Raw genomic sequence first — 12,356 nt, 5'->3', positions numbered from 1 at the left:
ACTTTATAGACGCGCGATAATTTAGTAATATAGTAGTAGCACATTTAAAGAGGGTTAGAAAATGATAACAAGTTACAATTATCCAGCAATGGGGGATGCCTTAATTATTGTATTGGCACCAAACGTTACAAATCCGAAAATCAATCAGTTTGATAATGTTGTTGCAATAACGGATAGCAACACAAATCAAATAATTGGTATTAATGTTTTTGGTATGGGACAGCAACTCGGTATCCAAGAAGATCGCGGACAAATTTTTCTAGATGAAAAGCAGATCAATCAGCTTAATCAACTATTTAAGAGCGTTGGCTTGGAGACTGAATTAACTGTTTCACCATCAAAACTGGTTGTTGGTTATGTTGAGTCGATGCAAGCACATCCTGACTCAGATCATTTACACATTACACAAACACGTGTTACAGAAGATAAGACATTACAAATTGTTTCCGGATCACCAAATATGGCGGAAAATATTAAGGTTGTCGTCGCACAACCAGGAACGATGATGCCAAGTGGTGAGATCATTTGGGATGGTGCACTGCGTGGTATTGATTCTGCTGGTATGATTGTATCAGGCCGTGAGTTACGCTTACCAGGCGCACCTGATAAGCCAGGCGCACTCATCTTACCAGAAACGTTTGGTGAAGTCGGTGAACCATTTGATTTTGAAAAGGGTGCACAGTTATTTGAGGCATAGTGGATGGTCAACAAAAATGATTACCAGCCAACTTATATCGTTGACAAAAGACGCGTTTACCGTATATTGCATACTGAAGATACGAGATATCGCCAGTTGATTTTTGCATTACGGAAAGGTGAATTACAGTATTTTACATTTGTAAAAGAGGATGGAAATGAGTAAATATTATTTTATTGGCATAAAAGGGACGGGTATGGGACCGTTAGCTCAAATAGTACATGATCAAGGACATGAGGTCATTGGCTCTGATATTGAGCAGTATACTTATACCCAAGCACCATTAGAGGCTGCAGGTATTGAGATTTTACCCTTCTCATCTAAAAATGTAGATGCACATCAAGACGCTACTTTTGTAAGAGGCAATGCTTTTGGTGATGAACAAGTTGAGGTGGCTCGGGCATTAGCATTAGGGGTTAAGATGATTTCTTATCCAGAAGCTGTTCAGGAGCAGATTGCCCAGACAACGTCTATTGCTGTAGCAGGCGCTCATGGTAAAACAAGTACAACCGGTTTGCTCGCGCATGTTTTAAAGAATATTGCACCGACATCTTATCTTGTGGGTGATGGTACTGGACGTGGCGTTCCTAATTCACGATTTTTTGTGGTAGAAGCAGATGAGTATCGTCGTCATTTTAAAGATTATGCACCCGATTATGCCATTTTAACGAATATCGATTTTGATCATCCTGATTATTATACCGATATCAATGATGTGACAAGTGCCTTTTCTGATTTTGCCAATAATGTCAAAAAGGCGATATTTGCTTGGGGAGATGATAAGCATTTACGCCAATTGCACCCCAAAGCGGATATTTACTATTATGGCGTTAATCCGACACGCGATGATTTTGTGGCTCAAAATATTCGAAAGTCAACTAAGGGGTCTCATTTTGATGTTACCTATCGTGGCAAAGACTTAGGCGAATTCTCGGTACCGTTGTATGGTCAACATAGTATTTTAAATGCTTTAGCGGTAATCGCGGTTGCTTACATGGAGAAAGTAGACTTAGATTTACTAAGAGAGTATTTAATGACATTTACTGGTGTTAAGCGCCGTTTTAGTGAGAAGCACATTGCTGATATAACAGTAATTGATGACTATGCGCATCATCCTTCAGAAATTGATGCAACCTTGGATGCAGCACGTCAAAAATATCCAGATAAACAAATTATTGCAATTTTCCAACCACACACATTTTCACGAGTAATTGCTTATAAAGATGAATTTGCAAGAAGCTTAAATGCAGCTGATAAGGTATATTTAGCTAATATTTTTGGATCAGCACGAGAACAGTCGGGAACGATTACATCTGAAGATTTAGGCAAAGAAATTGAAAAATTTGGTGGTATTATTGAGGAAAGTAATATGGGCTTATTAATGCCTTACCAAAATGCCGTGATGGTGTTTATGGGGGCTGGTGATATTGAAAAGTACGAGTTTGCTTATGAAAAATTACTGGGCCAATTACGAACTGATTTACAATAACGGCTCACTTAATGCTCATTTAATTACCCTTACGTTATAATAGTGATTAGGTAGATAATAAATATTTTACGATTGGAGATTGCTTATGAATAATTACGATTTTAATACACGCCGTGATGTAACCGGTGTCGATGAGGGTATGCGTGCCTTCTTTAAACAAACGTATAGTTATATGGCGTTAGCTGTCTTGATTACTGGAATTACGGGATATATCGTTAAATCTTTTTTCTGGGAACAAATCGCTTCATTAATTTATGGTAATGCTGTTGGTGTTATTGGTCTAATCGGTGTTCAATTCTTGCTTATTTTCATGATTGGACGTAATACACTAAAAAATACTGCTAATGCATTTGGTTTATTAATGACTTTTGCAGTAGTAGAAGGTTTAACAACGGGTGTCTTACTTGGACTGTATACAACAGCTTCAATATTAGGCGTATTCGCAGCAACAGCGGCAGTGTTCGGCGGTATGTCAGCTTATGGCTTAATGACAAAGCGGAATTTAGGCGGTCTACGTCAAGCGCTATTTGGTTTACTAGTCGGATTGATTGTTGCTAGCTTAATTAACATGTTTTTCCCTAATGGTATTGTGAATTTGTTGATTTCTTATGTCGCTGTGGTTGTATTTTCACTTTATACAGCATATGACAATCAACGTTTGAAGCTAATGTATGCACAAACGGCAGGGCAGATGGACACAACAGGTCTTGCAATTAACGGTGCATTATCACTATATCTTGACTTCATTAACTTATTCTTCTACTTACTTCGTTTATTCGGTGTCATGAATACACGAGATTAATGATTTAAGGGCTCGCTTCGGCGAGCTTTTATTTTGACATTAATTAAATGGTAGAATAGATGTAACAGACTAAAGATGAGGCGAAATACATGACCAAACCGACACTACTCTTAATAGATGGCAATTCCTTAGCTTATCGTGCATTTTATGCGATGTATAAGCAATTAGACCGTATGGTAACTCATGATGGCTTGCACACCAATGCCTTGGTGGCTTTCAATAATTTTATGGATCAGATTGTGGATCCTATGTCACCTGACTATGCTGTTGTTGCTTGGGATGCGGATAGCGGTAAGAGTACCTTTCGAGGTGAACTATATTCAGAATATAAGTCCGGACGTGCGAAGACGCCAACGGAACTAGCTGAACAACTACCTTATATGCGTGAAATGGTTGCTTTTCATGGCCTACGTAACTATGAACAGCATGGCTTGGAAGCAGATGATATTATTGGAACGTTTAGTCGTGAAGGGGAAGCATTAGGTTATTCTGTGACCATTGTTACCGGCGATCGCGATTTAACGCAGTTAGCCACAGATAATATTACCGTTAATGTGACCAAAAAGGGTGTGACTGAAATTGAACGCTTTACACCAGAATATATTGCGGAAAAATATAATGGCTTAACGCCACAACAAATTATTGAGATGAAGGCACTGACTGGCGATACATCAGATAACTATCCTGGTGTTACCAAAATTGGTGAAAAAACAGCGTTAAAGTTGTTGGCTCAGTATCAAGATTTAGATCATTTATATGCTAATATTGATCAAATGAAAGCATCTAAAATGAAGGAAAACTTAATTAAAGATCGAGATCAAGCTTTTTGTTCTCGAAAGTTAGCGACGATTTTAACTGATGCGGATATGGCATTGCCGTTAGCAGAATTTGAATATCGTGGTATTGATTTTGACCGTTTAATTCCATTTTATGAAACGTTAGATTTTAAACAACAATTGGCTAAAATCAGGGCACTCAAAAAATCTGGTCAACTTGGTAGTGAAGATCAAAGTGAAGTTGAAGATAATTTGTCTTTAACGATATTGCAAAGTAATAATTTACATGCGGTGACCGAATTAGGGCATCAAGTTGCTTTGCATATTGAAATAGCGGGTGATAATTATCATACAGATGACATGATTGGTTTTGTCATTGGGGATGAACAACGTGGTTATTTTGCTAGTCGTGATTTTTCATTATTACAGTCTCCTGAAATTAAGGCAATTATTGAAAGCCCAACGGTTGAAAAACGTGTTTATAATGTCAAAGCGCAACGTGTATTATTCAAGCGATTAGATATTGAATTGCGCAACGCAACTTTTGATTTTTTGCTTGCTGCTTATTTATTAGATACAACGGATAATAATGCAGAGTTAGCTACTTTAGCACAAAAGTATGATATTTATCTCCAATTGGATGAGGATATTTATGGTAAAGGTGCAAAATTTAGTGTGCCGACTGATGAAGGTCGTGTGCTCATGCACATTGCCCATAAAGCTGATACACTCAATCAACTCATTGAACCCGTTATGGTACAACTTAAAGAACATGAACAATTAGCGTTGTATCAAGATATCGAACTGCCATTGGCAAGTGTGTTAGCAGATATGGAGTATACCGGTATTCGTGTTGATCAGAATCAACTGCAAGAAATGGGTGAAAGCCTCGATGCGCAAATTGTCGATGTTGAAAAAGCAATTTATGAAGAAGCTGGGGAGGAATTTAATATTAATTCTCCCAAACAATTAGGTATTTTATTATTTGAAAAAATGGGATTGCCGGTTATTAAGCGAACAAAAACAGGCTATTCAACGGCAGTGGAAGTATTAGAAAAGTTAGCTGATCAAGCACCAATTGTAGCGTATATTTTGCAATATCGACAATTGGCTAAGCTTAAATCAACCTATATTGATGGTTTGCTGGCAGTAGTCTATCGTCAAGATAGTAAAATACACACTCGTTACTTACAAACGCTGACACAAACTGGGCGTTTATCGAGTGTTGATCCTAATTTACAAAATATACCAATGCGTACAGAAGCTGGTCGACAAATTCGAAAAGCTTTTGTACCTAGCGAACCCAATTGGCAAATATTTGGTGCCGACTACTCACAAATTGAATTGCGTGTTTTAGCGCATATGACAGGTGATAAAAATTTGCAACGCGCTTTCTTAAATGACGAGGATATTCATTCAGAAACAGCACGAGCGGTATTTGGACTTAATGATGACGCACCAATTACATCATTGCAGCGTCGTGCAGCTAAAGCTGTGAATTTTGGTATTGTTTATGGCATTTCTGATTTTGGCTTATCAAATAATCTAGGTATTTCACGAGCTGAAGCTAAGCGCTTTATCGATACGTATTTCGAAAAATTCCCGCAGGTTCATGAGTGGATGGAAAATGCGAAAACGTTAGCCCATGAACAAGGTTATGTTGAAACACTTGCCAAACGTCGGCGATACTTACCTGATATTCATGCTAAAAACTTTAATCGCCGAAGCTTTGCGGAACGAACAGCGATGAATACACCTATTCAAGGGTCTGCAGCTGATATTATTAAAATTGCAATGATTAAAATGAATCAGGTGTTGCATGAACATCATTTGCAAGCACGTATGCTACTTCAAGTACACGATGAATTGATATTTGAAGCACCAACGAGTGAAATCCCTGAATTAGAAGAGATTGTTCCGCAAGTTATGGATTCAGCTGTTGCGTTAGATGTACCGCTAAAGGTGGAAAGCCGACATGGTAGTAATTGGTATAGCGCTAAATGAGATGTCAGGAAATCTAACACAAATTCGCTTTTAATAGAGCTAAACGTTACAATATAAGTATGTTGAGCGGAGGTTGTTGCATGAGCGAACGTGAATTGAGGCGGAATTTAGCTATTTTACCGATTGGTACTGTTCGAGAGTTAACGCTGTTGACAGACCGGCAAATTCGTTATTATGAGAAAAATAATCTAGTGCACCCAGAACGTGGTAAAGGTGGACAGCGTCGCTTTTCATTGTATGATGTTGATCAGCTACTAAAAATCAAAGATTATTTGGAAGCTGGTGATTCAATTAAGGACATCCAAGAGATATTTGCAAAGCAGCAACGCAAAGCACAAGAAAAACATAATTCACAGGATGCTTTACGACGTTCACTTCAAAGTGAATTCGCAAAGATTGGCCGTTTTGGTGTTAAGTAAGAAAGGGAGCAGTATGGCACGTAAGTCATTTACCAAAGAAGAAATCAAGCAAATCGTTTTAGATGAAAATGTGGAATTCATTCGTGTAACATTTACAGATGTTCTAGGTGCAGTTAAAAACGTTGAAGTACCTATTTCACAGTTGGATAAAGTGTTGGATAACAACATGATGTTTGATGGGTCATCTATCGAAGGATTTGTGCGAATTAACGAATCTGATATGTATTTGTACCCTGATCTATCCACATTTATGATTTTCCCTTGGGAAACTGATTCTCATGGTGGTAAAGTGGCACGCTTAATTGCAGATATCTACACTTCAGATCGTCAGCCATTCGCCGGTGACCCACGTTATGCTTTGCGCCGTTTGTTAGAAAAAGCTAAAGATGAGGGCTTCACATCATTTAACATCGGAACTGAGCCAGAATTTTTCCTATTTAAATTAGATGACAATGGCAAAATCACACAGAAGCTAAATGATAAGGGTGGTTACTTTGATTTGGCACCGTTGGATTTGGGTGAAAATGTTCGTCGTGACATCGTATTAACGCTTGAAGACATGGGCTTTGAAGTGGAAGCAGCGCACCACGAAGTGGCTGAAGGACAACATGAAGTTGACTTTAAGTATGCTAATGCCTTAGAAGCAGCTGATAATATCCAAACGTTCAAGCTTGTTGTGAAGACGATTGCACGTAAGCATGGTTATTACGCAACATTCATGCCTAAGCCGGTAGCTGGTATTAACGGTTCAGGTATGCATATTAACATGTCTTTGTTCACTAAGGATGGCAATGCTTTCTTAGATACAGATGATGAAATGGGCCTATCTCAAACGGCTTATAATTTCTTAGGCGGTGTTTTGAAGCATGCCACTGCCTTTACAGCATTGACTAATCCAACTGTTAACTCATACAAGCGCTTAACACCAGGATTTGAGGCACCAGTATATGTTGCCTGGTCAGCATCTAACCGTTCACCAATGGTTCGTGTACCAGCTTCTCGTGGTAATTCAACACGATTGGAATTGCGCTCGGTTGATCCAACCGCCAATCCTTACTCATCATTAGCAGCTATTCTAGCAGCTGGTCTAGATGGTATTGACAATGATTTGGAACCACGTGCCTCAGTTGACAAGAACATCTATTTGATGGATGAAGTTGAAAGAGAAAAGGCTGGTATTACAGATTTGCCAGATACATTGTTAGCAGCGGTTCGCGAAATGTCAAATGACAAAGTGATTCGTGCAGCTGTCGGTGAACATATTATTGATAAGTTTGCTGAAGCTAAAAAGATCGAGTATGCTGCTTACCGTCAATTCGTTACACAGTGGGAAACAGATACTTATCTTGAAAATTATTAAAATAAAGACAAGAAGTCAACTTAAGCGGTTGGCTTTTTATTTTTGATAAAATAAAATAAAAATACATTAATAGCCTATGAATTATCGTAAAAATATCGTATGCTAAACTTAATTTCTCAGTTGTGGAGGTCTTCGCAGTGAACGAAACACATCAAATGGTATCAAAAGCATTACAGGGTCAGTTGAGTATAAAAATAGATTATTTGAGTCAGGTACAGCAGGCTATTCAAAATGAAAAGTTGGCACCATTGTATCGCTTATTAGATAAGCAAAGATATGATGACGTAACACAATCTGATCAAGCTGATGACGCGCAGGAGAATTTAGCGTTTTTATTACAAGATAATCGCGCTAGTATTGCACAATTTTTAGCGCCGGATTTACTGGCTTATATTAAAAGTTATTATCCTTTTTTGAGCTGTATCCCTTAGATGCTGAATTAGTAACATATAGTGTTTTTATCGGAGATTGGTGGAATCATCGGCAAATTGGTGTTTTAGATATTATTAATGTTCGCTTTGATTTAAATGAAGAAGCAATTGATAAATTACGGCGTACGAGTCAATTGGAACACGATCAGTCAATTTATGATACCGATATTGATGAAATTAATAAGATCATGGTTGGACTGTCAGAGTTTTTGGATGATGCTACGAAACGACAGTTAGAAATCAGGGTCATCGACGATCAAATTGAACAATTGCATGAGGATAAAAAAGGTTTCTTTGTGAATCGTGCGGATCAAAAAACGCGTGATGAGCTACAAAAGAAACGCCAATTATTGCTTGCATCTGAGAAACGTGTACCAGCAGTTGAAGAAAAATTAAAAGAGCACCAACATGAACTATTAGAATTAGAAAAAGAAAGTACCTTGCTTGATTTAGAATTAAAAGTCGTGCTTGAAAAGTTTACAGATTATGCTACCTTTGAACAAACTTTGCATGATATTTATCGTGCTTATATTGCAAATTTATTAGGTAAAGAGAAGTAACATGTCACAGCTCAATTATTTTAATACAAAAGAATATGCACAACAATTGCGCAAAGATTTAAAGGTATTTTCGCGTTTTAGTGAATATATTACAGCACTCTCTCAATCGACCAATGTCACAGAATCTTTAGGCATGTTGGAAGGTATTCTATCTTTTGACAGCCACGAATCCGAAATGTTACGAATGGACAATCGCTTCTGGTATGCAACGACGCACTGGGTGAGTGTGGTTTTTGCGCAATTGATGAAGAGTACGTCAACTTTGGATATTAATGTGTTAATGCCACAAGGACAAAAAACAACGATATTACATTTTAAAGAATGGTCCAATGCAGAATTTCGTTTCGTTAAAGCACCATTGGCAGCTGGTGGATTCTATTTAGAAGAAGATACATATAATTTACGTGTAGCCTATTGGGATATTTATCAGAAGCGATTTTATATTGATACGACGGAATTAGCGATGTTAATGCAATCTAACGCAGCGCAGCTTGCTGGTGTGAAGACACTACTACAATTTCAGCAGCATTTATTTTTAATCGGCCATCAACTCGAGCAACTTGGGTATGATACTGATATTCATTATTTGAATGTCAATAACGCCGAACGCTTAGAAATGCGTCAGTTAGATCTCACAACAGAAGTATTTGATAGCTTATTTATACAGGCTGCACATTCTGGATTTGTTTTACGACTATTATCGGATGATCAAAATGAGGGGGCTTATATCGATTTTGAAGATGGTAGACTTTCCATTATTCATGAACGTGATCAAGAAGGGCACTCACATTGGTATTATGATTTAACACATTTAACACCAGACACAACTTTTTTTACACTGATACAAGTATTCCCATTTTTGGGAAAATGGTATAATGACTGGCAAAATCAAGTTGGTATTAATGATCATCGTGAAGTATTTACAACAGTATAAAAATAACGCCACTACTTATCTTGAGTAGCGGCGTTATTTTTATGCTATTTAATGTGCAATAATGACGAGGAAAATAATGAAAATGACAGCTAATACATACATCAATGGATGAACTTTTTTACCACGACCAGTTGCAATCATAGTAATGGGATAAAGAATAAAACCAAGTGCAATACCATCAGAAATTGAATAAGTTAATGGCATACCAATGACAATAAGGAATGCAGGAGCGGCAACTGCAAGATCATTCCAATCAATTTGACGAAGATTTTGTGCCATCAATACCCCCACAACAACCAAAGCTGGGGCAGTGACTTGTGACGTTACGACAGTTAATAATGGTGAAAACATCAAGGCGAAAATGAAGAAGATACCAGTGAAAACACTTGTTAATCCAGAACGGCCACCTACAGCAATACCAGATGAAGATTCAACATATGCAGAGGTAGGTGATGTACCTAAAATAGCACCAGCGGTCATACCAACAGCATCGGCCATTAAGGCCTTACCCGCACGGGGCATTTCATTATTCTTCATGAATCCAGCTTGAGTAGCTAAGCCAATCATTGTACCAGCTGTATCAAAGAAAGTAACTAGCAAGAAAGTTAGAACAACAATAAACAATTGAACGGAATTAATATCGCCAATATGCAACAGTGACTGACCGAATGTTGGTGCTAGAGATGGTGCCGGAGAAATTAAAGCACTGGGTAATTTAATTAGGCCGAAAATAATACCAACAATAGCTGTTACTACCATACCAATGAAAATAGCTGCTGGTGTACGACGGCTCATTAAGATGAAAGTAATAATAATACCAAAGATTGATAACAACGCGGTTGGGGTAGTTAAATGCCCTAAGCTCACCATTGTATCTTTGTTGGCAACAATCAATCCAGCTTCATGCAAACCGATGAAGGCAATAAATAATCCAATTCCGGCAGCAATAGCTAATTTCAAATTTTGTGGAATAATGTTAATAATTTTTCTCGAATTTTAAATAATGTTAAAATCAAGAAGATAATGGCAGCCACTAAAACACCGGCCATCGCTGTTTGCCATTTAACACCCATACCAATCACAACAGAGTAGGAGAAAAATGCATTAACGCCCAAACCAGGCGCAATAGCAATCGGGTACTTAGCGACAATACCCATGAAAATAGTGGCAATTGCTGCTGCAATGGCTGTGGCTGTGAATACAGCACCTTGATCCATTCCGGCAGCGCCTAGAACTGATGGATTAACAAACAAAATATAAGCCATCGAAACGAAAGTCGTAATACCGGCCACGAGTTCAGTCTTAATATTGGTTTGAAGTTCATCTAATTTAAAATAATTTGCAATCGACTCCATGATTGCCTCCCAAAAGATAGTTACACACTGTGTACGTATTTAAGTTTAGCAGTCATTTAAACGAAATTAAATCATATTACGTGATGAAAACGTACTATTTGTTAGATAACTACGATTGTGATGTATTGAAAACGGTTTAAAGACGAATTATAATTCTTGATTGTTCGTTTTTTGATAAGATATTTTGGTTCTTAAACTATTAACTATTTTAAGATAAGAAGGAATCATCACTGCAAGAGAACCAACCCATGCTAAGACATTTGCTAAACTAGCACCAAAGAATCCGAATGGTCCGACCAACACAATTGCAGTGATCGCACGCATAACAAGTTCAGCTACACCTGCATATGTTGGTGTTTTGGCATCGTTTAACCCTTGTAGGACATAGCGAATAATGAAGAGGGCGGATAAGAAGAAGTAGAACGTACCGTTTGCCCAGAAGTATTGTTGCGCTAAGTTTAAGACAGCATGTTGACCACGACCGACAAATAATGCAACAAGGAAATGACCAAATGTGATCTCTAAGGCACCTAGGATAATGGCTAAACTAATGGTCATGATTAATGATTGTTTAACACCGTCAAGTATGCGTTGGTACTGCTGAGCACCATAGTTTTGAGCAACGAAAGTTGCCATTGTAATACCAAACGACATTAATGGTAATGTTGCAACTTGGTCAATGCGTTGAGCAGCTGTTGTTGCCGCTACGGCATCGGTACCTAATGTGTTTAACGCACCTTGTAGTACCAAGGCACCAATGGCTACAATTGAACTTTGAAATCCCATTGGTAACGCCGCGTTGAGATGCACTTTGATATCTTGGAAGTCCCATTTTAAATCGGACTTTCTAATTTGCAACATAGGTATGAAACGATAAATATGCCAAAAGCTAAGAACAGCAGATAATGTCTGGGCAATGACAGTGGCCAATGCAGCACCAGCGACACCCCATTTGAAGACAAGAATGAAGAGCAATTCTAACCCAACATTGACAAACATACTAATAATAAGATAAATAAGTGGTGAGCGAGAATCACCAACGGCTCGCATAACATTGGCTGTAACGTTATAAGCCATAGTCGAGAAAAGGCCGGCTAAAATAATACCGATGAATGTTAACGCGTTATTAAATATGTCATCGGGTGTTTGCATGATTTTGAGTAGTGGATAGACTGCTATTAAGCTGACAGTAGTCACAACAACGGTTCCGATAGCTGAAACTATTAGTGTACTTGCCATGCTTTTTTAACTTCTGGTAAATCTTGTGCACCAAAACGTTGCGCCGTAATAATGGAAAGACCCGCAGTAAAACCTTGTACAAAGCCGATGACTAAGAACATGATTGAACCTGTTGAACCGACAGCGGCAAGTGCTTTAACACCTAAGGTTTGTCCAACGATTAATGTGTCTGAAAAATTATAAAGTTGTTGAAATAAATTACCAATCACTAAAGGTATGGTAAAGAAGAGTATTTGTTTTGCGGCATTGCCACGTGTTAAATCTTGCATATGTGTATTCTCCCAAAAATA

The 12,356-nt window shown here is 38.0% G+C and carries 10 protein-coding genes and 2 pseudogenes; 10 read left to right on the top strand and 2 right to left on the bottom strand.

What is annotated here, in order from left to right:
* Positions 1–61: 61 nt before the first annotated feature.
* From ytpR to LEUFL_RS0104860, 10 genes are all read left to right on the top strand, one after another.
* Positions 62–697 (top strand): YtpR family tRNA-binding protein, encoded by a 636-nt coding sequence (gene ytpR, locus LEUFL_RS0104900; RefSeq protein WP_010007871.1) that lies wholly within the window; start codon positions 62–64, stop codon positions 695–697.
* A 3-nt stretch (positions 698–700) separates the two neighbouring features.
* Entirely contained in the window at positions 701–862 is a 162-nt protein-coding gene (locus LEUFL_RS13155) for a hypothetical protein (protein ID WP_010007869.1), read from the top strand.
* On the top strand, positions 855–2,186 hold the full coding sequence (murC, locus tag LEUFL_RS0104890) for a UDP-N-acetylmuramate--L-alanine ligase (RefSeq protein WP_010007868.1): 1,332 nt from the start codon (positions 855–857) through the stop codon (positions 2,184–2,186). The genes LEUFL_RS13155 and murC overlap by 8 nt, the downstream gene beginning before the upstream one ends.
* A gap of 85 nt (positions 2,187–2,271) precedes the next feature.
* Entirely contained in the window at positions 2,272–2,988 is a 717-nt protein-coding gene (locus LEUFL_RS0104885; RefSeq protein ID WP_010007867.1) for a Bax inhibitor-1/YccA family protein, read from the top strand.
* Between the two features lie 89 nt (positions 2,989–3,077).
* On the top strand, positions 3,078–5,768 hold the full coding sequence (gene polA, locus LEUFL_RS0104880; RefSeq protein ID WP_010007866.1) for a DNA polymerase I: 2,691 nt from the start codon (positions 3,078–3,080) through the stop codon (positions 5,766–5,768).
* Positions 5,769–5,848: 80 nt separating this feature from the next.
* Positions 5,849–6,187 carry a MerR family transcriptional regulator gene (locus tag LEUFL_RS0104875; RefSeq protein ID WP_010007865.1) on the top strand — a complete coding sequence of 113 codons (339 nt, stop codon included), beginning with the start codon at positions 5,849–5,851 and terminating at the stop codon, positions 6,185–6,187.
* A gap of 13 nt (positions 6,188–6,200) precedes the next feature.
* The gene (gene glnA / locus LEUFL_RS0104870; RefSeq protein WP_010007864.1) at positions 6,201–7,547 is read left to right on the top strand and encodes a type I glutamate--ammonia ligase; all 1,347 of its coding nucleotides are present in this window, start codon (positions 6,201–6,203) and stop codon (positions 7,545–7,547) included.
* A gap of 137 nt (positions 7,548–7,684) precedes the next feature.
* On the top strand, positions 7,685–7,978 hold the full coding sequence (locus LEUFL_RS12440) for a hypothetical protein (RefSeq protein ID WP_010007862.1): 294 nt from the start codon (positions 7,685–7,687) through the stop codon (positions 7,976–7,978).
* Positions 7,979–8,112: 134 nt separating this feature from the next.
* Positions 8,113–8,538, top strand: coding sequence for a hypothetical protein (locus LEUFL_RS12435; protein ID WP_010007860.1), 426 nt, complete (start codon positions 8,113–8,115; stop codon positions 8,536–8,538).
* 1 nt (position 8,539) lies between these two features.
* Positions 8,540–9,472, top strand: coding sequence for a hypothetical protein (locus tag LEUFL_RS0104860; RefSeq protein WP_010007859.1), 933 nt, complete (start codon positions 8,540–8,542; stop codon positions 9,470–9,472).
* Positions 9,473–9,520: 48 nt separating this feature from the next.
* Here the strand turns inward: LEUFL_RS0104860 and LEUFL_RS11545 are convergent.
* Positions 9,521–10,827 (bottom strand): annotated as a pseudogene (locus LEUFL_RS11545) (NCS2 family permease).
* Between the two features lie 147 nt (positions 10,828–10,974).
* Positions 10,975–12,335, bottom strand: a pseudogene (locus LEUFL_RS11540) (MATE family efflux transporter).
* Positions 12,336–12,356: the final 21 nt, after the last annotated feature.

This window comes from Leuconostoc fallax KCTC 3537 (assembly GCF_000165675.1).
Classification (GTDB): Bacteria; Bacillota; Bacilli; order Lactobacillales; family Lactobacillaceae; genus Leuconostoc_B; species Leuconostoc_B fallax.
The sequence above is the reverse complement of the archived record's forward strand: the minus strand, read 5'-3'. Positions and strand labels throughout refer to the sequence as shown.